This is a genomic window from Microcoleus sp. PH2017_24_DOB_U_A (assembly GCF_020738205.1).
In the GTDB taxonomy this organism is placed as follows: Bacteria; Cyanobacteriota; Cyanobacteriia; order Cyanobacteriales; family Microcoleaceae; genus Microcoleus.
The window spans coordinates 24,968-45,706 of the sequence record NZ_JAEQCT010000079.1; the positions used below are offsets into that span (position 1 = coordinate 24,968).

At 44.7% G+C, this 20,739-nt stretch carries 21 protein-coding genes; 11 read left to right on the forward strand and 10 right to left on the reverse strand.

Translation table 11 applies throughout. The features are described from left to right. Positions 1–46: 46 nt before the first annotated feature. Complete coding sequence (locus JGK07_RS22065; RefSeq protein WP_293185979.1) at positions 47–613, forward strand: type II toxin-antitoxin system Phd/YefM family antitoxin; 567 nt, start codon at positions 47–49, stop codon at positions 611–613. A 238-nt stretch (positions 614–851) separates the two neighbouring features. Next, complete coding sequence (locus JGK07_RS22070) at positions 852–1,523, forward strand: Uma2 family endonuclease (RefSeq protein WP_293185980.1); 672 nt, start codon at positions 852–854, stop codon at positions 1,521–1,523. 290 nt (positions 1,524–1,813) lie between these two features. Here the strand turns inward: JGK07_RS22070 and JGK07_RS22075 are convergent, their stop codons facing one another. From JGK07_RS22075 to ispE, 6 genes are all read right to left on the reverse strand, one after another. Next, complete coding sequence (locus JGK07_RS22075; RefSeq protein ID WP_293185981.1) at positions 1,814–2,524, reverse strand: hypothetical protein; 711 nt, start codon at positions 2,522–2,524, stop codon at positions 1,814–1,816. A 343-nt stretch (positions 2,525–2,867) separates the two neighbouring features. Then, positions 2,868–3,542, reverse strand: a complete 675-nt coding sequence (locus tag JGK07_RS22080; protein ID WP_293185982.1) for a hypothetical protein — start codon at positions 3,540–3,542, stop codon at positions 2,868–2,870. A 70-nt stretch (positions 3,543–3,612) separates the two neighbouring features. After that, the gene (locus JGK07_RS22085) at positions 3,613–4,065 is read right to left on the reverse strand and encodes a DUF488 family protein (protein WP_293185983.1); all 453 of its coding nucleotides are present in this window, start codon (positions 4,063–4,065) and stop codon (positions 3,613–3,615) included. Then, entirely contained in the window at positions 4,043–4,669 is a 627-nt protein-coding gene (locus tag JGK07_RS22090; protein ID WP_293185985.1) for a DUF488 family protein, read from the reverse strand. The genes JGK07_RS22085 and JGK07_RS22090 overlap by 23 nt, the downstream gene beginning before the upstream one ends. Positions 4,670–4,730: 61 nt before the next feature. Next, positions 4,731–5,084 (reverse strand): DUF3082 domain-containing protein, encoded by a 354-nt coding sequence (locus JGK07_RS22095; RefSeq protein ID WP_293185987.1) that lies wholly within the window; start codon positions 5,082–5,084, stop codon positions 4,731–4,733. A 205-nt stretch (positions 5,085–5,289) separates the two neighbouring features. Continuing rightward, on the reverse strand, positions 5,290–6,267 hold the full coding sequence (ispE, locus tag JGK07_RS22100) for a 4-(cytidine 5'-diphospho)-2-C-methyl-D-erythritol kinase (protein ID WP_293147908.1): 978 nt from the start codon (positions 6,265–6,267) through the stop codon (positions 5,290–5,292). Between the two features lie 93 nt (positions 6,268–6,360). Here ispE and JGK07_RS22105 point away from each other — a divergent pair, with 93 nt between their 5' ends. Then, the gene (locus JGK07_RS22105; protein ID WP_293185988.1) at positions 6,361–6,540 is read left to right on the forward strand and encodes a hypothetical protein; all 180 of its coding nucleotides are present in this window, start codon (positions 6,361–6,363) and stop codon (positions 6,538–6,540) included. Positions 6,541–6,712: 172 nt separating this feature from the next. On the opposite strand, the gene rsmA is transcribed toward JGK07_RS22105, so the two are convergent. Continuing rightward, complete coding sequence (rsmA, locus tag JGK07_RS22110; protein ID WP_293185990.1) at positions 6,713–7,534, reverse strand: 16S rRNA (adenine(1518)-N(6)/adenine(1519)-N(6))-dimethyltransferase RsmA; 822 nt, start codon at positions 7,532–7,534, stop codon at positions 6,713–6,715. 243 nt (positions 7,535–7,777) lie between these two features. Here rsmA and galK point away from each other — a divergent pair, with 243 nt between their 5' ends. Continuing rightward, entirely contained in the window at positions 7,778–8,857 is a 1,080-nt protein-coding gene (gene galK / locus JGK07_RS22115; protein ID WP_293185992.1) for a galactokinase, read from the forward strand. Here the strand turns inward: galK and JGK07_RS22120 are convergent. The 3 genes from JGK07_RS22120 to JGK07_RS22130 all read right to left on the reverse strand — a co-directional run bounded on the left by JGK07_RS22120 (position 8,847) and on the right by JGK07_RS22130 (position 10,590). Next, the gene (locus JGK07_RS22120) at positions 8,847–9,221 is read right to left on the reverse strand and encodes a signal peptidase I (RefSeq protein ID WP_293185993.1); all 375 of its coding nucleotides are present in this window, start codon (positions 9,219–9,221) and stop codon (positions 8,847–8,849) included. The two genes, galK and JGK07_RS22120, sit on opposite strands and share 11 nt — an antisense overlap. Before the next feature lie 192 nt (positions 9,222–9,413). Further along, positions 9,414–9,584, reverse strand: coding sequence for a hypothetical protein (locus tag JGK07_RS33265; protein ID WP_325315344.1), 171 nt, complete (start codon positions 9,582–9,584; stop codon positions 9,414–9,416). A 559-nt stretch (positions 9,585–10,143) separates the two neighbouring features. After that, the gene (locus tag JGK07_RS22130) at positions 10,144–10,590 is read right to left on the reverse strand and encodes a transposase (protein ID WP_293193289.1); all 447 of its coding nucleotides are present in this window, start codon (positions 10,588–10,590) and stop codon (positions 10,144–10,146) included. 675 nt (positions 10,591–11,265) lie between these two features. Between JGK07_RS22130 and JGK07_RS22135 the strand changes: the two genes are divergently transcribed. From JGK07_RS22135 to JGK07_RS22165, 7 genes are all read left to right on the forward strand, one after another. Next, a complete protein-coding gene (locus JGK07_RS22135; protein ID WP_293291047.1) occupies positions 11,266–14,043 on the forward strand; it encodes a COR domain-containing protein in 2,778 nt (925 codons plus the stop codon). Between the two features lie 192 nt (positions 14,044–14,235). Further along, positions 14,236–15,015: a class I SAM-dependent methyltransferase gene (locus JGK07_RS22140; protein WP_293185998.1), complete on the forward strand. Its 780-nt coding sequence runs from the start codon at positions 14,236–14,238 to the stop codon at positions 15,013–15,015. A 370-nt stretch (positions 15,016–15,385) separates the two neighbouring features. Continuing rightward, a complete protein-coding gene (gene crtO / locus JGK07_RS22145) occupies positions 15,386–17,080 on the forward strand; it encodes a beta-carotene ketolase CrtO (RefSeq protein ID WP_293186000.1) in 1,695 nt (564 codons plus the stop codon). A 140-nt stretch (positions 17,081–17,220) separates the two neighbouring features. Then, positions 17,221–17,427 (forward strand): YgiT-type zinc finger protein, encoded by a 207-nt coding sequence (locus JGK07_RS22150; RefSeq protein WP_293186002.1) that lies wholly within the window; start codon positions 17,221–17,223, stop codon positions 17,425–17,427. A 27-nt stretch (positions 17,428–17,454) separates the two neighbouring features. Continuing rightward, a complete protein-coding gene (locus JGK07_RS22155; protein WP_293186004.1) occupies positions 17,455–19,257 on the forward strand; it encodes a hypothetical protein in 1,803 nt (600 codons plus the stop codon). Positions 19,258–19,366: 109 nt separating this feature from the next. Beyond that, a complete protein-coding gene (locus JGK07_RS22160) occupies positions 19,367–20,467 on the forward strand; it encodes a saccharopine dehydrogenase NADP-binding domain-containing protein (protein WP_293225520.1) in 1,101 nt (366 codons plus the stop codon). A gap of 15 nt (positions 20,468–20,482) precedes the next feature. Further along, a partial coding sequence (locus JGK07_RS22165) for a hypothetical protein (protein WP_293225518.1) occupies positions 20,483–20,739 on the forward strand: 257 nt, incomplete at its 3' end.

Consider the following 20,739-nt stretch of genomic DNA (forward strand, 5'->3'; position numbering starts at 1 on the left):
ATTGTGCAATATTGTCAACAATTATGCGTATGTTGGGGAACGACTGATGACTGAAGGATTTAATGCTGCTGACGGTAGTTCGATCGCACCTACGATCTTACCGATCGCCCTGGATAATTGTCAAAATTCTGCTGTGGGCGCGGCTGTGGGGGCTAAACTGGCGATCGACTCTGAGGGGTTTTTTCGCTTAACTGTTGAGGAATTTTGCGAAAATGCGATCGCGATCGTGAAACGAGTGATGCAAAAGGGCGATCGTTTTATTTTACAGCAAGCAGGGAAGGATCTAGCTGCGATCGTTCCCGAAGCAGAGTTTCACAAGATAGATTATCTCATGGAAGAACTCAAACCCTCACAATTCTTTCCTGACGAAGAAGCATATTATGAAGATGAGAGAGGAATCCACTGCATTTACCCGGACGAACTTGTAGAAGACTTTGATAATATTTTAGCAGATGTCAAGGAATTCGACGAATTATTTGGCTTATTGCCCACTGAGGAAATGGGAGAAAATATTGATATTTTCATGTCTGTAGCTATTCTCATGTCGATCGATCGTTTTTGGGTACCGGAGTACCTAATCGCCGAGAAATCCCGACTAAAAATGCTATCATAATACTATTAGTAGGGTGTGTCGCCATTGAAATACCTCGCATCAGATCGACAATCTCATAGCGACGCACCTGACTATTAGTAGGGTGTGTCGCCATTGAAATACCTCGCATCAGATCGACAATCTCATAGCGACGCACCGGACAAAATACTAAACAACACTTCTTTCCTAACACGGCTGTTTATAACTGCTATAAGTTTGTTCACCTTCGATCGCAAAACCAATACAGAGGACTCGCAATATGAATCCGCAAACAATAACCCCGTCTCCTCCCGTACAAGAGCAAATTATCCGAGAGTCAAAAGTTGTTTTGAAAGGCGTTAGCTGGCAAACTTTTCAAGCGTTGCTTGCTGATGTTGGAGACGATCGTGCGTGGAGAATTGCCTATGACAATGGAGTATTAGAAATCAGAATGCCCTACCAAGAACATGAAATGCCTACAGGGATGTTAGAAAGTTTTATTGAAGCCCTAGCAGATGAGCTAGAAATTGAGGTAATGAAACTCCGATCTCTGCTGCTTAAACGAGAAGATTTAAGTCGCGCGATCGAACCAGATACCTGTTTCTACATCCAGAATGAAGCTTTAGTAAGAAGCAGAGATATTGACTTGGAAACCGATCCGCCGCCGGATTTGGCTGTCGAGTCGGATTACACCAATTCTTCTCTAAACAAATTCGCAATTTATGCAGCTTTGGGCGTTCCAGAAATTTGGAGATACCGCCGCCAAACTCTAGAAGTTTATCAACTTGTCGATGACAAATACGAGAGTGTTGGTCAAAGTGTAGCTTTTCCATTTTTGCCGATCGCAGAAATACCAGGATTTATCGAACAAAGCAGGGCGATCGGACAAAGATCGGCCGTGCGTCTATTTCGGACAAGAATTAGAGAAATTTTGCAAAATTCCAACCTATAATAAATGTAAAATTCCAACCCATAATAAAATATAATTGGGGTGGATCTGAGTTTGGTAAATATGATTGTAGGGGCGAAGCATGACCGCAGTCAATATGAGATTATAACTAATAACTCATATACGGTCATGCTTCGCCCTCTTGAAAAACCCGATGCACCCTATAATTGGTTCGTAGCCAGGACTTCAGTCCGCATCCAATCCAAGGACTGAAGTCCTCACTACGAACCTTTAAGAAGGACTGAAGTCCTCACTACAAACCTGTGAGTCTTAAAAAATATTAAATTTTTTGATTATTTCTTTCGCATCTTTCTCTGTGAACCTCTTTTAGCCAGGTGCTTAATTTCATTGTCGGCTGGAACATCCACTTGTTCTACAATTTCTAAATCCAAAACTTCAACCTCGCCTCCGCTGATTTCTTCAGCTTTCTCAACATCCTGCAAATCCTGCTGATGTTCGATTAACTCCAATCCAAATCCAGAATCTAAAATCGGCAATTCATCGATTTCTTCACTAATTTCAGATTCTCCAACCCAATCGTCAATTTCCGCCGCTAAATCTTCCTCAATTTCTTGACTAATTTGAGTTTCTCTAATTTCCTTCTCTACTAGCTGCACCGATAACTGCTGGTTTTCCCTTGACAAATGCTCAATCTGAGTCGATTGAATTCTAAGCTGTTCATTCAAAACGCGAATTTCTCGGTTTTGCTGCTGAATCATTTCTTCCCCATCAGCAATAGTTCGATTTCTCTCTAATATGACTTCATTTCTAGTTTCTAATTCCAAAGCGCTCATTGCTGCTTTAATTACATTATAAAAATGCGGCTTAGACACATCAACTTGTTTAGCATTATGGCGACTTTTCCCCAAAAGTCCAATCTTTTCTCCTTGCTTAACAGCCAACACAAAACCTTGATGATTTTTAATTTTTAATTCTTTGACAAAATCAACTTGAACTAAGCTGCAAATATATCTGTGACAGTCATAATAAAATTCTGCTTTCATGAAAAAGCACCCCTTTCTGCTACAGTCCCGCAGAATTATAGCACGAAGAATGTTAAATCTCGAACAAAATCTCTAAACCTATGGTGCGCGCCGATCGCCCTACCATAATTTCAAATGTATGCGATGTCAAGAGTTGTTGCTAAAATTAATCAAAAATCAATAATCGATCGCCATTTCAATCAAAACACCAGCTAATCCAATACTTCGGACAGTTTTTTAACGACTCTGTAAGCGTATCGCGAGTAAGCCCTGGCATTTTTAATGATTTTTTGAAACGAGCGGGCGAGACTTAAAGAGGTTTGAGATACTAGATTAGATCTAAAACTGTCCTTCGTATTGCTAATCAATAATAAATAATATCTTCCTCCAACTCAATCACACCCGCAATCAACTTCCAACAAGGATCGTCTCCTTCCCAATCATCAGGCCGCCAAGGCATACTTAAACTGATGGTTAGCAAACAAGCTTTTTCCGGGCGATAACCCAAATCCAACCTTCTAGTAAACACCGGATCGGTAATTGTTGCCGTCAATTTTTGATTGTATGCAGTTACAATAGATCCTTCCCATTTATTCCCACTTTCAAATCTTTTGCCGACCATTCTTACGGTAAATTTTACTGCTTTTATTAATTGTAAAGTAATGCGCTCTTCCCTTGGCAAAGACTGCATATAATCTACTGTCACAAATCGCAAATCATTATGCAAAATATATGCCCGATCGCGGAAATATTTCAGTAAATATGCAGAAGAAACCTTCCCGACGTGCTGCCATTTTCCCGGAATAATAGACAGATTTTCACACTCAAAACCAAAATCCGGCCCCGTATTTGCCAAAGGAATGTCTATAACATCTAATAATGCCGGTTCCAGTCTATTTATCTGCCGTATTTCTTTAGGAATCTGGCCGTCTGGTAAGTCGGAAATTGGACGTACCCAGTTACCATTAATTTCATTAATTCCAGCGATGCACCTGTCACCTCGTTTCCAGGAATTAGCAAGGCAAATTATCCGAGTCATTCGATTTTAGATGTTAGATTTTAGATTGATTCCTGTATTTATGGCGTACACTCCCCGCCAGCTATGCAATTCAAAGATGACTAATTTTGACATTTTGCCACTTATCGTTGAGATATTCAGCAACTAAACGGCGGTGACAGTTGTGAGGCTGTGGTTCGCTACAAAGCAGACACCCGCAGTCTAGAATATCCGGCGAAATTTTTTGCTCAATTTGTCGATCGCGAATCAACTGCAAAAACTGCTGTTCATAAACATCCCAATCTCCCTTTTTCTTTTTATAATCATCCAGAATATCTTGAGTCGGCGCTAAATCCAGAATATGCACATACTTAATATTACCAATTGTCCGCAAAAAATACTCTAAATCTTTCCGCTTAGCAAAACCAGCTAACTGGGACACATTATTCAGCCGCGTATCTATCACCCTGCGGACTCCGGCTTTTATCAAAGTATCAAAAAATTGCTCGGCGCTTTTTTGAGTAAAACCAATTGTAAATAAATTAATTGCTTTCTTTGGTGACATAAGCGATTTCCAATCCATAACGATAATAAGCTGTTTCTAAATCAACTATTTCATCTTTAACTTGAGGTTCTAATTCAAACAAGCTTAACTGAATTGGCTGATTATTTTTTTTACCTTTGTTAAACTTGCTCAAAAGTCTTGCTTCTACATCCTGATGCGATTCTAAACTGCCATCGGACAGAATATGATTTATTTGCAAATTAAATTCTTTGAGTTTGTGGCAAACTAAAATAGTGCGGTGACAAGTAATCGGGTCTTTTTCCGCACACATTAAACTGATTTTATAATTGGTGGCGCCTTTGAGCAAGCGTTGAATTCCTGAGGCAAATAGAGGAGTCGCTGCTATGCGATCGTACAAAGCTTTACCGCTAGTATCGTAACAGCTTAAGTCTTCCGGCCTCGCACCCAATTCTTGCCCCAAAAAAACATATTGAATGCCCGCAGCAGACAGAGAAGCTGTAATTTCTGATTTATTAAAATGAGGTAAATAGCGGCTGAAAGGATGCGATCGCACGTCCGCAACCGCTGTAATTCCGTGTTGTTCCAATAACAAAATAAACGCTTCAATACTGTGATTGGAGTGTCCGATCGTAAATACTTCCATTGCTTCGATCTTACTATTAAGTATTCAGCTTGCAGGCTAGATTTTCTGTAGTCTGATAGTTTCAACCAGCAGGTTTCTTCACCAACTTTTGAATCCCAATTTGCAAACCCAGCAGCATTAAGCCGACTGCCGCCAGCCCAAAAACGCCCGTACCTAAAGCCACCATCCCCACGACTAAAGTTCGCACGGCGACACTAATTTTAAGCACAGTAATATTGGTGGAATGCAGCGGCTTGCTAGCAAAATTTAGAGCGATCGACATAGTTAGCGAATACAAACCAAAAGCGAACACACTCGCGATCAGCGAACCAATCACGCACCGCAAAACAGTCGGCTGCTTGGGAGATGCAGGCGTTGCATCCCGCGCCGAACTTAGAGGTTCAGAAGTGGAATTTGGATTAGTTAAATCAGCCATGGCGATTTTAGATTTTAGATTTTAGATTTTAGATTTCTGGTTAATTTACCAAAACTAAAATCGGTGTTTCATGTCATTTTATCAGTTCTGCGATCTTAATAGACTCCGCGCAAAGTTAGATTCATTTTTGCCGTTAGCGCAGCCCTCGGAGAGGATCGCCCCCACTGACATTTAACCGACGATCGCGATCGCACCCGACAGCGAGTTACACCCTCACAATCGGCGGTTTCGTATCATTTCCTTCCGAAAAAATCCGAATCCCAGTATTGCTAAACTTTGCTACCCAAAAATCCAAATCGGGAGAAGCGATCGCACTTTTCACCCGTTCCAGAACCTGCTGAGCCTGCTCTGGAGACTCACACAGCGCAAACACCGTCGGCCCGGAACCGGACATCATCGCGCCCAAAACCCCCGCCGACTCAAAAGCCTCCCGCAATTGCAACACCTGCGGGTACACGGGTAAAGCAACTTTTTCTAAATCGTTGTGCAGCAATTGACCAATTTTCGATCGATCTTTTTGGGCGATCGCCCCCACCATCGGCCCTGAATGTAGCCTTTGGCGGCGACATTCCAAATCTTCTGGTGCACAATAGGAACTACTGAACTGTTTGCGATAAGTTTGATACGACCATGCAGTAGAAATACTGAGATTGCGAAACTTCGCCAGCACCACACAAAAACCTCCCAAATCAGGCAGGGGAGAGAGTTTATCCCCACGACCTGTTGCCAGAGCCGTACCTCCTCCAATGCAAAAAGGCACATCAGAACCCAGAGTTCCCCCCAACTCTTGCAACTCCGATTGAGTGAGTCCCAATTGCCACAGCAAGTCCATCCCGACTAAAACTGCGGCAGCATTTGCAGAACCGCCGGCGAGCCCCGCGGCCACCGGAATCTGCTTGTGAATGGCAATCTCGACTCCGCCGTATTTCGCCAAAGCATCTGGAAATTGCTGCGCCAACAAATCCGCCGCGCGATAAGCCAGATTATTCTTGTCCGGCGGGACTTGGGGGTGATCGCAGCGCACGCGGATCGTGTCCGTTCCGATCGCGCGCAAGTCAATTCGATCGGCCAAATCTATGCTTTGAAGCACCATCGCCAGTTCGTGATATCCGTCGGGGCGATCGCCTATTATCTCCAAATACAGATTGATTTTTGCTGAAGCTAGCAGAGAATATGAACGCATAGGTGATTAAGCCGCGGGTGAAAGAAACCCCTGGTTGAAGAAATTAATTGACACCAGTCAGACTACATTTTCTCACAACTCAAAGGAAATATTATGCAGGAAATGTGGAAAACTTTTTTTAGTTCGGGGTCATTTATTCCCCACGGGCGCTGTTATCGATGGCAGACCAAGTTAGTCTGGCTGCACGTAGCCTCAGATTCAATAATTGCGATCGCCTATTTCTCGCTCCCGATTACACTGCTTTACTTTATTTCCAAACGCGAAAGTCATTAGTCATTATTCATCAGTCATGTTTTGCGAGTAAACAAGAGTTCGCGAACGTTATTAATCATCAGTTATCAGTAAACTTATTGCATAAATCTTTGATTGATAGGCGAACCACAGATGCAACCGACGATGCAACGCAGATTATTTCCAGATAAGAAAGCTTGGGAGTGCAAGGATTCTAGTCATCGGAAAACAAATTATTGCTCAAATTTACCCATTGCGCCACGCTTAAATCTTCAGCGCGAGATTGAGGATTGATCTGTAACTTTTCTAACAATTGAACGAGTTTATCTAAATCCACAGATCCTTTTAAATTATTACGCAGCATCTTGCGCTTGCTGCCAAATCCTAACTTGACTAAAGTCTCTAAATAACGCGGATTAACTGCTGGCGTTTCTATCACTCGGGGCAGCAGCCGCACCACGGCGGAATCGACTTTTGGCGGCGGATAAAAGTCTCTAGACGGCACATCGCAAATTAACTCGCATTCTGCTAAATACTGCACCCGCACCGACAAAGCGCCAAAAGCTGTCGAACCAGGTTTAGCGTAAAGCCTTTGGGCTACTTCTTTCTGCACCAACAGGACGATCGCATCGAAGGGTTTCGCAACCGGCACAGATATCGTTCCCAGCAGTTTTTGCAGGATGGGGCCGGTGATATTGTAGGGAATGTTGGCAACAACTTTATTGGGATCTTGGAATTTGGGAAAGGCGATTAGTTCAGCCTCTAAATCCATTTCCAGAAAATCGCCTTGTAGCAGTAAAAAGTTGTCGTTTTTGCCTAGTTGCTTGGCGAGTTTTAGGCACAAATCTCGATCGATCTCCACCGCAACAACAGACTCAGCCGCAGCAAGCAAGGGTCGAGTCAGAATCCCAGTGCCCGGCCCGATTTCCAGGACGCGATCGCCCGACAAACTCGCCGCTTTGACAATCTTATCTAAGGCTTTCTCGCTTTTGAGCCAATGTTGAGCAAACTGTTTCCGGGGTCTGGTCGATCGCATTTTTTGAATTCTTCGAGAAATCTTAGCCTGCCATTCTATCACAACCCCATATTTTTTCCCAAGCTAAAGTTATGTTTATTTTTGTAAACAGGGGTTGAATTCAGCAAAAAACTTGGGCATCATAAAATAATTAACGATAAAAAATAAGTTTATTTCTTCCCAATTACCAATTACCAATTACCAATTACCAATTACCAATTACCAATTACCAATTACCAATTACCAATTACCAATTCCCCAAAAATGAAATTCCAACGAGTATTTGGTACATTACCCCAAACCCAAGCCAGCGCGCCCGGAAGAGTAAATATGCTGGGCGAACACACAGACTACAACGATGGATTTGTACTTCCGACTGCGATTGGGCAGCGCACAACAGTACAAATTGGCTTCAGCAGCGATACCCGACACCATTTTTATTCAGCCGAATATGACGAACTCATAAATTTTTCAGACGACGATACCATACCGCAAAAATTCGTCAGTTATATCTGTGGCTGCATCAGACTTTTAGAAAAAGAAGGGTACAAAATACCACCAATAAATCTCTACATTACCTCCGATGTGCCGATCGGCGCCGGTTTGTCCAGCAGCGCGGCTTTAGAAATAGCCACCCTCAGAGCAATCCGCGCGCTGCTGAACCTCCCCCTAGACGACGTGCGGCTGGCTCAAATCGGACAGCTAACCGAAATCCGGTATGCCGGGGTGAACTGTGGCATCATGGATCAAATGGCGTCGAGTTTAGCAGACACCAACACGATGCTATTTATCGACACCCGCAGCCTCGAATACCGCGCGCTACCTTTTCCCACAGGCACAGAAATTTTAGTCATTGACAGCGGTGAAAGCCACAACCTAGCAGCCGGAAGTGGCTACAACCAGCGGCGTGCTGAGTGCGAAGAATCCGCCCGGATATTGGGAGTTAAAGCCCTTAGGGATATCAGCGATCCCAAAGCAGTGGAAGTATTGCCAGAACCCCTAAAAAGGCGATCGCGCCACGTAGTCACCGAAAACAACCGCGTGCTGCAAGCTGTAAAATCTTTGCCAGCCGAACGTTTCGGCGATTTAATGAATGCTTCCCATGCGAGTTTGCGCGACGACTACGAAGTTTCGGTGGTTGCAGTAGATGCCTTGGCGGCAATCTTGCAGTCAATCCCCGGAGTCTTCGGCGCGAGGCTGACGGGCGGAGGTTTTGGCGGTGCTTGTGTTGCACTGGTTAAGAGTGGGAAAGCCGATGTTATTGCATCAGAGGCGATCGATCGTTACCACCGCGCGGGTTATAATGGTCGCGTTTTAGTTCCCGAAGTTCAAGTTAATTCTTAATCGCAGAACTATCTCCCGACACCGAAGGCCACCGCACAGTCACGATAACCGAATCCTCCTCGGCCGACCAATAATGAGGCACTCCCGGCAGCCAGAGAGCATAATCTCCTTCACAACACAGCAAGATTTCTTGCGAAGGAAATTGCAAGCGAAACCGCCCTTTTACCAGAATAGAAAGCGTAGTTGCTGCCGCATTTACCGCCCACTGAGTCCTGCAATCTCCGGCCGAGTGAACGCCCCATTTTACCTCTAACGCAGAAGTCGATCGCGCGTCATCTTCGGGCATTATAAAGTGACCCGCAAACCAACCGCCGCGACTTGCACCTTCAGCACCCGCATTTCCAAAAATCACTTCAGGTGGCATCAGTTAATAATCTAACAAACAAATATTTTAAGTAACACAAACTCAAAGGTTCGTAGTAAGAACTTTAGTCATAAACACAACAGGCACTCTTCTGGGAATCGATCTTTAGGTACGTTGTTGCGCTTCAGCGCTCTTTCATAGATCTAGCATAGCGCCCAAGCGCAACAACGTACCTTTATGTCACGATCGCAATTATAACTTGCGGCCCGAAGATTGACCTTCCGTCGTAGCTATTTCCCCAGCTTCCATAAACTGCTTAAAGTGGCGCAAATCGTCAGCAATTTGCTGTTCTGGATCTTCCCCAAATAGTTTAGCAGCGCCCGCACCGATCGCACCGCCCGGAGGGTTGTATTCGATCGCCACTTTTACCTTTGATTCGCATCCGCAGCCGACTGCAAACCCTCCACAACCCCGAGTCCGCGCGCCGCCAAACTGCCGCCCGCAACCGCCAGCAAAGCACCTCTGAGTGAACGCTGCGACAAACCAAACAGCACCAGCGCTCGCCCACCAATTAACGAAGCCCAGCGTTCGGTATCGCTGGTGTTAGCTTGGTTTTGTTTGTCAGAATTTGCGATCGAAGTAGATTCGATTGCTTTAAACCTCGTCAGTCGATTTTAGATTTTAGATTTTAGATTCTTCGACTTCGCGATCGAACCAGTTTTAGATTTTAGATTTACTCCACAGATAAATCTGCGAGGTCTAACTAAGGTCTAAAATCTTGGGATACCCACGACAGCCCTGCGGGGACTTCCGTTTTTGGGCGGGTCAATTAATCGTGAAAAACAGCAGCAAAAGGGGCAACCCAAACAGATCCATCGAAACTGGGAGCATCTCAGTTTTTCATTTATAGCGGTTCTCAGAAAGATTCGCGGATGTTGTTGGGCTTGGGCCCTCTTGGTTTAAGGGTTGTGTGGGCTGTCAGTTATACCTCATCTTTTTGAGAAAGGCTATATATAGATAGTGCTGTCCCCGCTCGCGAGTTGTACAATACGCGAGCGGGGACAGCACTATAATAAAAAAAATGCTTTTTACAAAATTGAGATGCTCCCACATGAATCGCCTCAAACCGTCCCTGAAAAAGTGAACCAACTCTTTGATAGCGTTTATTAATAGCCTTAGTATAAGACAGAGTAAATGCCTGCATCAGGTTGGAAAAACGATTGGTGTTCAGGTGAACTAATAAATGATAGTGGTTCGGTATCAAACAATAAGCAAGAATATCGACACCATGAGTAATCAGATGGTTTCTTAATTGGCGTAAAAAATAAATATAGTTTTCTCGTTCAAAAAATATCAACTGACGGTTATTACCTCGGTTATAAACATGGTAGTAATTACCCGCTTGCAAGATAACTTGGCGACGTGGCATATCAGAAGGTAGGTGAGTGGCTAGCCGGAGTCAGAAACTGGGAGGCTCAGAAACCGGGTTTCTACGAAAAATCTGGTGAGGTTGTTTAAATTATCGCAGAAACCCGGTTTCTTGGACTAAGCGCGTGGAACTCAGAAACCGGGTTTCTACGAAAAATCTGGTGAAGAGGCGTAAATTCTCACAGAAACCCGGTTTCTTGGGCTCAGCGCGGGAACTCAGAAACCGGGTTTCTATGAAAAATCTCGTGAAGATACGAAAATTCTCGTAGAAACCCGGTTTCTCGGACTCAGCGCGTGGGACTCAGAAACCGGGTTTCTCGCGAAAATCTCGTGAAGAGGCGTAAATTGTCGTAGAAACCCGGTTTCTTGGACTAGGCGCGTCGAGATTCAGAAACCGGGTTTCTTCAGATCATCTCATGAGGAGGCGTAAATTCTCGTAGAAACCCGGTTTCTCGGACTCAGCGCGTGGGACTCAGAAACCGGGTTTCTGCGTAAAATCTCATGAGGAGGCGTAAATTACCGTAGAAACCCGGTTTCTTGGACTAGGCGCGTCGAGATTCAAAAACCTTACTCAAACCTCACGAATCGCCAAAATATTCGTGTTATTTTGTAGTGAGATTAAGGAATATTCAAAATCAAATCATGTCTCAAGATCGCCCTTTCATCTCAAAAGGCGATGATCGAACTTATATACAAAAATCAAAATAAGGAATTGGCAATGTCAGGAACTGAGGGCGATCGGAAAGCATATCAGCGCATTGGAAAAGCGCGGCGAGAGGGAGCAAAAACACTCAATCTTAGCGATCTGGAACTGACGAAACTGCCAGAGGCGATCGCCTCCCTCACTCAGTTGGAAAAGCTTTACCTTCACAACAACCAACTGACAAAACTGCCAGAGGCAATCGCCTCCCTCACCGAATTACAACAGCTTTACCTCCACAACAACCAACTGACGAAACTGCCAGAGGCGATCGCCTCCCTCACCCAGTTGCGTGGGCTTTACCTTTCCAGTAACCAACTGAGGGAACTACCAGAAGCGATGGTCTTCCTCACCGAGTTGCGACTGCTCTACCTCCACAACAACCCTCTCAATTCTGACCTCGCCGCCGCCTATGAACAAGGCACTAAAGCCCTTTTGCAATACCTACGAGCAAAGGCAGAAGCACAAATCACCCTGAACGAAGCCAAGCTGATTTTAATCGGCGAAGGCGAGGTAGGCAAAAGTTGCCTCCTCGGAGCATTACGAGAAGACGAATGGCTAGAAAGTCGTCCCACCACTCACGGCATTGAAATTAAGCCAGTCATTGTCACCCATCCTGAAACCGACACAGAAATATCCCTCAATGGTTGGGATTTTGGCGGTCAACCGGTTTATCGACCCACACACCAGTTGTTTTTCAGTGCACCAGCCGTGTATCTAGTGGTGTGGAAGCCACGGGAAGGCCCCCAGCAAGGCTTTGTCAAAGAGTGGATTACCCTAATCAAGCATCGGGAACCAGATGCCAAAGTGCTAGTAGTCGCCACCCACGGCGGCCCCGGACAGCGACAACCCGACATTGACAGACAGGAAATTTGCGATCGATTCGGCTGCGATACGGTGCTTGGCTTCTTTCATATCGACAGCAAACCTGACACTCAGAACTCCTGCAACGGCGTGGCAGAATTAAAAAGTGCGATCGCTAATGTCGCCGCCTCTCTTCCCGAAATGGGACGTTCGATTCCCGCCAAATGGCAGCGAGTGCGGGAAATCTTGCAGACAAACGACAAAGCCTATCTGCCCTACGATGAAGTTATTGCCATCTGCGCTAAACACGGAATCGATAAAGAACAAGCAGAACTTTTTCTTCGCATTTCCCATACCTTGGGGCATATCATCCATTACCATTACGATCCAATACTGCGAGATATTGTCATCCTCAAACCCGACTGGTTGGCCAAGGCAATTAGCTTCGTACTTGATGATGAAACGACCCGCCGCCGCAACGGTTTAGTAGACTTTGAGCATCTGGGTGAATTATGGAGGAATCCCCCGTTTCCAGGCGAAAACGGCTACCCGAAAGAACTACATCCCATCTTTCTCAAGCTGATGGAACGCTTCGATTTGTCCTACCGCGTGGTACTCGATCCAACTAAACCCAGTAATACCAGTTTGATTGCTCAACTCGTACCCGATACACGCCCGGAATTGCCCAATTGGGGACAGCAACCGGAAGCCGGAGACAGACAACAAGTGCAAATCTGCCGCATTGTGGACGATCGAGGACAACTTGCAGTCGCAGAAGGATTGTTTTACCAGTTAATTGTGCGCTTGCACAAATACTCACTGGGGCGATGCAATTACGAACAAAGTATCCATTGGCAACGCGGTTTGATGCTTGACGACGACTACAACGGTCGGGCATTGCTGGAATATATTAATACGGATGTCAAAATCACCGTGCGGGCGGCTTATCCAGAACGGTTCTTGTCTTATCTCACGGCAGAGATTAAATGGCTAGTCGAGAATTTCTGGGAAGGATTGCGATGTAATGTGATGGTTCCTTGTATTGCGCCTTGTGGTAAAAATCTGCCTGGAAACGCGCTATTTGAAGTAGAGAAACTAATTGAAAGCAAAAAAGATAATCGTCATGATTATCCATGTTCACTCTGTAATAAATGGCAAAACATCGATTCTTTGCTGAATAACGCACCGATTGCTCAACCCCCATCTCAAGAAATCGGCATTCAGCAGTTCCGAAATATGTTCAAAGACGAGCTAAAAATCATCCGCGAAGATTTAGTGATTTTCGATAGTCGAAATCAAGAACGATATCAGTCATTGTCTCAGGATCAGCGAATCATTCTCAGTAAAGTCGATGAAGAATTTGCGTCACTGATGCAAATGCTCACCGATGAAGCGAAAGATGGCCCGCGCCTGTTTAGTTTCAAGCCCGTCGATCCCAAGTTTTTCAATCGCCCAAAATGGATTAGTACAAAATTGCAAATAACCCTCTGGTGCGAACACTCTCGTCAACCGCTTCCCGCCTTAAATCCTCACGATAAGCAGAAAGGAGTTTATGAATTGGAAGTATCGCGCCAATGGTTTACCAAAGCAGCCCCCTATCTCAAAATTTTGACCGGAACCCTGAGTCTAGTCTTACCTGTCGCAGCCTCTGCCACCAAGTTCATGCTAGACGAAGCTACCTACAAAGGCATTGAAGAAGAACTCGATTTAGGACAAAAAAGCATCGAATCTACCTTGAAAGGTAGCGATTTAGCTACTAATTTGTCTGACGAAAATGACATCCCAGATTGGCAACAGGGCGACTCAGCAATCATGGCGAAAGGCTCGATTTTGCGAGAATTACACGCGCTGCTAAAAGCCAAAGATCCTGGCTTTGGTGGCTTAGTTCGGGTGCAGAACAGACGGCGCGAATTCCTGTGGGTTCACGAGCAGTTTGTAGGTGAGTATTAATATTGTTCGCCGATCGCCCGTTCCGCGCTACGATCGAACTATGATTCGGCGATTAAAATCGCTTCTACAAAAACGAAGTCCGCCTTCGCGGACTAAGAAAATAAACGGCGCTCTAAACCCGGATTTGGTATGATTACTGATGGCTAATAACTAATGACTGATAACTCATAACTCATACATAACTAATAACTAATGACTGATAACTCCAAACCGCCGTTATACGAGATGAATCCGCTAGGTCGATTTTCCGATCGCGCTACGGATTATGTCAAATACCGCCCGAGTTATCCAGCCGCTGCGATCGATGCGATTTTAGCAGGACTTGGGGAACCTTCACGGTTAACCGCAGCCGATATCGGTGCAGGTACAGGAATTTCTTCCCGTTTGCTAGCAGAAAGAGAGGTTCGAGTATTAGCGATCGAACCCAATGCCGAGATGAGACAAGCGGCCGCACCTCATACTTTGGTAGAGTTTAGAGACGGAACTTCCGAAGCCACTAATTTGCCTGACCGATCGCTCGATTTAGTCGCGTGTTTCCAGTCTTTCCATTGGTTCAATCCTGTTTTAACTTTACCAGAATTTCGGCGAATTCTCAAGCCATCGGGAAGGTTGACTGTAGTTTGGAATTTGCGCGATCGCACGGATGCGCTGACAGAGGGCTACACTCAAATTGTTAAGAGCGCTTCCCAGAGCTATCCTGCCCAAAAGCACGATCGCTCGATCGAACCTTTGCTTGCGAGTGCAGATTTTACTGATGTGCGATCGATCGAATTTGCTAACAGACAAGATTTAGATTTAGCAGGGTTAATCGGGCGGGCACAAAGCTCATCTTATATGCCGAACTCCGGGCCTCCATTGCAGAAACTTATCTCGGATTTAACCGAACTTTATCAAGCTTACTGTGGCGATCGTGGCTTTGTTTCATTGGTTTACAAAACAATAGTTTATCTGGGAAATCCTACGGATTGTTAATTTTTTATATAATACCGATAAATGAAAATTTCTGTGATATGATGCTGGGCAAATTGGCGTGGCGATCGCTCGTTCAGTTGACAGTTGACAGTTGACAGTTGACAGCTACCTCTACCTGGAAGGAAGAGGATTGGAGTAATGAATAGTCTGATTTTAATTTATCCCGATCGGGGTTGCGGCTTTAAACCAATTCTTTCTGGTAAATTCAAGAAGAAATAAAGGCGATCGCACAGCAGCACTAGGTAAGAACTCCATCTTTTGTAAGATGCTCAAACTAATCTCTTAAGATGAATCTATTTCTATTGATAGAGCCCGCAAAGTTGTTAACATTTGTAAAATGAGAAAAACATCCTATCCCAAAGCTTCATCTATGCAAACGTATGACGTGATTATCATAGGAGCAGGTCACAACGGGCTTGTCTGTGCGTCTTATCTCCTCAAAGCCGGATATACCGTTCTTTTGTTAGAAAAACGTTCCGTTCCCGGTGGCGCCGCGACTACCGAAGCTGCGATTCCCGAATTACCAGATTTTAAATTCAACTTGTGCGCGATCGACCACGAATTTATCCATTTAGGGCCAGTTGTAGAAGAGTTAGAACTGGAAAAATACGGATTAGAATATCTTTACTGCGATCCAGTGGCGTTTTGTCCGCATCCAGACGGCAAATATTTCTTGGCGCACGGTTCCGTAGAAAAAACTTGTGCAGAAATTGCCCGCTACAACGAACGCGATGCGAAAAAATATGCCGAATATACAGATTTTTGGCAGCGCGCTTTAAGCGCGATGATTCCGATGTTTAACGCGCCGCCAAAGTCTATAATAGATATTGCCGGCAACTACGATATTGCTAAACTCAAAGACTTATTTTCAGTCATTGGTTCTCCAGACAAAACGCTGGACTTTATTCGCACGATGATTACCAGCGCTGAGGACATTCTCAACGAGTGGTTTGATGAGGAATTTTTGAAAGCACCTTTGGCAAGACTGGCCGCAGAGTTGGGCGCGCCTCCTTCACAAAAAACCATTGCTGTAGGCGCAATTATGATGGCAATGCGCCACAATCCTGGGATGGCGAGGCCGCGCGGAGGAACGGGTGCATTGGTGCAAGCGCTGGTCAATTTAGTGAAAAGCTATGCGGGTGTTATACTTACTGACCAGCACGTCGAGAAAATATTAGTTGATAATGGCCGCGCTGTCGGTGTTAGAGTTGCAGGCGGCACAGAATATCGAGCTACTAAAGGCGTCATTTCTAATATTGATGCGAAGCGTTTGTTTCTGCACTTGATGGATGATAGCGATGTTGACAGTGCCGATCCGAATTTGCGGGAAAGATTGGAGCGCAAAATTGTCAATAACAATGAGACAATTCTGAAAATAGATTTAGCTCTCAATGAAGTACCGAAGTTCGATCGCTGGAACCATAAAGACGAATATTTAATGGGTTCTGTTTTGATTGCTGATTCGGTGAAACACGTGGAAATTGCTCATACTCAGCCTGCGATCGGCAAAATCCCCGATTCCGATCCGTCGATGTATGTCGTGTTTCCGACGGTACGAGACCCGTCAATGGCTCCCCCCGGACACCATACGGCTTGGATTGAATTTTTTGCTCCTTACCAAATCGAAAATGCTGAAGGAACCGGCCAGCACGGTACGGGTTGGACGGACGAGCTGAAAAACAAAGTTGCCGATCGCTGCATTGACAAATTAGCAGAATACGCACCCAATATCAAGAACTCAATTATCGGCCGCCGCGTGGAAAGTCCGGCGGAATTGGGAGAGCGTTTGGGGGCGCTGAAGGGGAATTATTACCACGTTGACATGACGCTGGATCAGATGATATTTTTCCGTCCGTTACCCGAGTTGGCGAATTACAAAACGCCGATCGACGGTTTGTTCCTCACCGGTGCCGGCACGCACCCCGGCGGCTCGATTTCGGGGATGCCGGGACGCAATACTGCTCGCGTGTTCATGCACTCGCAGCAGCCGATCGCGCAAACCTTGAGCGATGCGGCTAATTCTCTGAAATCGACGGCTAAGTCGGTGTTTCGGATTAATAATTAGAAGCTAAGAGGGCGGGCATTCCCCGCCCTTATTGATTTACTGCTTTTGGTAAGCTTAGTTGAAAAATAGGGTAATTTTATGTATAATTAAATACTAAGTTTTAGATAAAATTTAGATCAAAATAAAATCAGTAAGCTGTTATGTCGCCCGAGCTTGAACAAAGAGTTAACTATACTCTTGAAATGGATGGAAATTTTATCATTATTGAAAATGTGCCAGCCCGATTGTGTGTAGAAACAGGAGAGCGTTTTTTCTCACCAGAAACTGTAGAGCGACTACAGCAAATCATCTGGAAAGGAAAACAGCCAAGTCGCACGCTGGAAGTCCCAGTTTATGACTTTGTGTAGTTAGCAAATCTAGAGGAAGTGCAGGTAATGTCATCCCAACTTTTAAAAGATCGTTCTCAGGCTCTGGAGTTGGTTGAAATCGGCGACAGTCATCTCAAATTGGAACAAATCGAGCAAGCCGAAGAAAATTTTGCGAGAGCTTTTCAGATAGCCCAAACATTCCCGAATAACAGTCCTAAAGCTTTGCCTCAATGCTCAGTTTCTGTAAGACAGCAAGTGTTAAATGCGTTCATCCGCAGCTATGCTCAAGTAGAAAACTACGGTTCTGCTGTTCGGGTGGCACGAGGCATAGAAGATGAGGATTTTCAAGCTTGTGCGTTAAGTGCGATCGCGTCTCAAGTTGCAGCATCGGGACAAGCTGACTTAGCTCTCAGTATTGCCCAAACAATAGAAATTAACTATTATAAAGCTCTGGCTTCGATCGATATTTCTTGCAGCTACAGTCAGGCCAAACAAGCAAGCAAAGCTGCTGAAATATTGACTCAGATTGTCCGAATTGCTGGGGTCATAAAAAACGATCGAGAGCCAGCTTGGATGTTAACTCATCTTTCCTACTATGTCCAGGAAAATTTAGGACAGCTAGATACAGCTTTTGAGATTGCCCAACTGGTAGAAAATGACTGTGACAAAGCCTTGGTGTTAAATCGGCTTGCCCAAAAATATGCTCGATCGGGGAAATTTAAGCAAGCAATCCAGATTGCTGAAATAATAATAGATAACGAACAGAAAGAATTAGCTCTGGCTGGGATAGCTAGTGCATATGCCGAAGCAGGACAATCTGATGAAGCGCTGAAAATTGTGGCAACAATCGATAATTGGAAAACCTTTCCTCTGATTAAAATCATAAAAAATTATGCTGAATCTGGGGAATTTGACCTGGCCACGCAACTTACAGAAACTATCGAATACTCGGAAGATAATGACGATCGATATGAAGCATTCAATGCCATCACCGACGGCTACATTAAAGCAGAAAAATTTGAGCAAGCTATACAATTTGCTGGCAGCCTAGATGATAATTTCAACAAAACCGAGGCATTATCAGTAATTGCATATCGTTGCGCTGAGATCGGACAATTTGATCGAGCTTTTCAAGTTATTCAGACTATATATGAAATTAATGATAGTTCAGTATGTGATATTTTTTTAGAATGTATTTTTGACTTTGTTGCTAAGGCGGAAGAACGAGAGCGGGTGTTAAAGATTATTCAAACAATAGAAAATGAATCTTACAGAAATTGTATGTTAGGTTGGAGTGCTTGCGATTATGCTGATGCCGGAAAATTCGAGCAAGCTATAAGAATTGCTGAAATGGTAACAGATGACTCTCTTTCATCCTATGCGTTGAGCTGGCAAGTTGAAAGCGCGATTGCATCCAAGCAGTACGATCGAGCCGTTCAGCTTGCTCAAACAATACATGATATGAATTATCTACAATCAATCAGGTTGGGTAGGAATGTCATCGCTGTAGCTGAAGCGGGGCAGCTTGACCAAGCATTCACAATTGCCCGAACAATTAACGATAAGCATGAAAAAGCTCAGGCGTTGGCAAACGTTGCCTTGAGTTATGCGGAATCTGCACAACAGGAAAAAGCATCTGAAGTGTTTGCCGAAGCTGTTGAAGTAGCTCATTCTCTAGAGAATGTTTATCTAAAAATTACGAGTTTAGAAGTGATTGCTACTAATTTGTCTCGCACCGGACAAGTCTCACAAGCTGCGGAACTGCTTTCTCAGGCTATTCAGATTGTCTCAACAATTGAGAATGAGTTTAGGAAATTGGAATTACTGCGAGAGCTGAACTCTCAAATTAGGAAATTGACAAAAAGCTAATAATTTTGATGAGTCAGAAAAACTAAAATAGATAAATCCTCCTTTTTGTAGATGGAAATTCTGCCTCAAATAATGAGAAGCTTATATTAGCGTTACCCTTTTTTGAGCGATGACAAACCGAGTTTTGATTGTCGGCGGTCGGGGACGAATTGGCAACAGCGTTGCTCAAGACCTTGTTACCCACACCGACGCAGAAGTTACTGTTACCGGACGCGATCCCAATGGCTCTCTTCCAGCAGAGTTGCCGTCGGATCGATCGCGCTATTTAGCTTTAGATTTAGCAGACAGTGCTGCTCTGCGCCAAGCGGTTTCATCCTCTAACCTCGTCGTGCACTGTGCCGGGCCTTTTCACTACCGAGATGCGGGCGTGCTGAAAACTTGCATCGAAGCAGGTGTTAATTATACCGATGTCAGCGACAGTCGCAGTTTTACTCGGAGAGCTTTAGACTGCCGGGAACTTGCTAAAAATGCCGGGGTGACAGCGATTATCAATACGGGCATTTTTCCGGGGGTTTCTAACAGCATGGTGCGCCGAGATGTGGAGCAGTTAGATACCGCAGAACACATTCATTTGAGTTATGTTGTCGGCGGTTCTGGGGGTGCTGGCGTTACCGTCATGCGTACTACTTTTTTGGGTTTGCAAACTCCTTTTGATGTTTTGGTTGATGGCAAACTACAGCAAATCAAACCCTACACCGATCGCGAAACGATAGAATTTCCAGCACCCTACGGCAAAACAGGCGTTTACTGGTTCGATATGCCGGAAGCAATTACTTTGCCCGAAACTTTCCCAGTCAAAACAGTTATTACTAAATTTGGCACTTCTCCCGACCTTTACAATCACCTTACCTGGTTTGTTGCTAAATACTGGCCGGATAGCTGGCTGAAAAATAATTCAGTCATTGAGTTTTTGTCTTATGTCAGCTACGGGATGACTGCTGTTACCAATAATTTTAGCGGTGTGGGCGTGGCTGTGCGATCGCAAGTGAGCGGCATCAAAAACGGTCAACCCGCAAAAGTGCGATCGACAGCGGTACACCCGAATGCTGCCACAGCAACGGGCATCGGTACTGGCAGCATTGCTCAATTGATGTTAGAGGGCAAACTGACAAAACCGGGGGTTTGGTCGGTAGAACAGGCTCTTTCTACTGAGCTGTTTGAAGGAGCTATGCAGAACCGAAACCTCAACATAGAGCAGGTTTTCTTGTAGTTCGATCGGGTATTTATGCAAGTTTTGATGTTTGGTCAAGGGGCTTTTTTTGATGAACCTAAGAAGGACAGGCGAGACGCCTGTTCCACCTATAGCAATCAGATCGGATTGGCACAAGATAAAAACCTTTTTGTCTTGCGAGACTCCTTGTTGAACAAGGATTTCAGGATTTCTGGCTCTCCTGACTTTATGGTGTATAATGTAACAAACAATACATTTACTGTCATGGACTTTTATTTAGACTATCTATTAGACTTGCCTGGAGTCAAGAT

Coding starts and splice junctions, on each gene's coding strand:
- JGK07_RS22065 (WP_293185979.1), top strand. CDS start 47: ATGACTGAAGGATTTAATGCTGCTGACGGTAGTTCGATCGCACCTACG.
- JGK07_RS22070 (WP_293185980.1), top strand. CDS start 852: ATGAATCCGCAAACAATAACCCCGTCTCCTCCCGTACAAGAGCAAATT.
- JGK07_RS22075 (WP_293185981.1), bottom strand. CDS start 2,524: ATGAAAGCAGAATTTTATTATGACTGTCACAGATATATTTGCAGCTTA.
- JGK07_RS22080 (WP_293185982.1), bottom strand. CDS start 3,542: ATGACTCGGATAATTTGCCTTGCTAATTCCTGGAAACGAGGTGACAGG.
- JGK07_RS22085 (WP_293185983.1), bottom strand. CDS start 4,065: ATGTCACCAAAGAAAGCAATTAATTTATTTACAATTGGTTTTACTCAA.
- JGK07_RS22090 (WP_293185985.1), bottom strand. CDS start 4,669: ATGGAAGTATTTACGATCGGACACTCCAATCACAGTATTGAAGCGTTT.
- JGK07_RS22095 (WP_293185987.1), bottom strand. CDS start 5,084: ATGGCTGATTTAACTAATCCAAATTCCACTTCTGAACCTCTAAGTTCG.
- ispE (WP_293147908.1), bottom strand. CDS start 6,267: ATGCGTTCATATTCTCTGCTAGCTTCAGCAAAAATCAATCTGTATTTG.
- JGK07_RS22105 (WP_293185988.1), top strand. CDS start 6,361: ATGCAGGAAATGTGGAAAACTTTTTTTAGTTCGGGGTCATTTATTCCC.
- rsmA (WP_293185990.1), bottom strand. CDS start 7,534: ATGCGATCGACCAGACCCCGGAAACAGTTTGCTCAACATTGGCTCAAA.
- galK (WP_293185992.1), top strand. CDS start 7,778: ATGAAATTCCAACGAGTATTTGGTACATTACCCCAAACCCAAGCCAGC.
- JGK07_RS22120 (WP_293185993.1), bottom strand. CDS start 9,221: ATGCCACCTGAAGTGATTTTTGGAAATGCGGGTGCTGAAGGTGCAAGT.
- JGK07_RS22130 (WP_293193289.1), bottom strand. CDS start 10,590: ATGCCACGTCGCCAAGTTATCTTGCAAGCGGGTAATTACTACCATGTT.
- JGK07_RS22135 (WP_293291047.1), top strand. CDS start 11,266: ATGATCGAACTTATATACAAAAATCAAAATAAGGAATTGGCAATGTCA.
- JGK07_RS22140 (WP_293185998.1), top strand. CDS start 14,236: ATGACTGATAACTCCAAACCGCCGTTATACGAGATGAATCCGCTAGGT.
- crtO (WP_293186000.1), top strand. CDS start 15,386: ATGCAAACGTATGACGTGATTATCATAGGAGCAGGTCACAACGGGCTT.
- JGK07_RS22150 (WP_293186002.1), top strand. CDS start 17,221: ATGTCGCCCGAGCTTGAACAAAGAGTTAACTATACTCTTGAAATGGAT.
- JGK07_RS22155 (WP_293186004.1), top strand. CDS start 17,455: ATGTCATCCCAACTTTTAAAAGATCGTTCTCAGGCTCTGGAGTTGGTT.
- JGK07_RS22160 (WP_293225520.1), top strand. CDS start 19,367: ATGACAAACCGAGTTTTGATTGTCGGCGGTCGGGGACGAATTGGCAAC.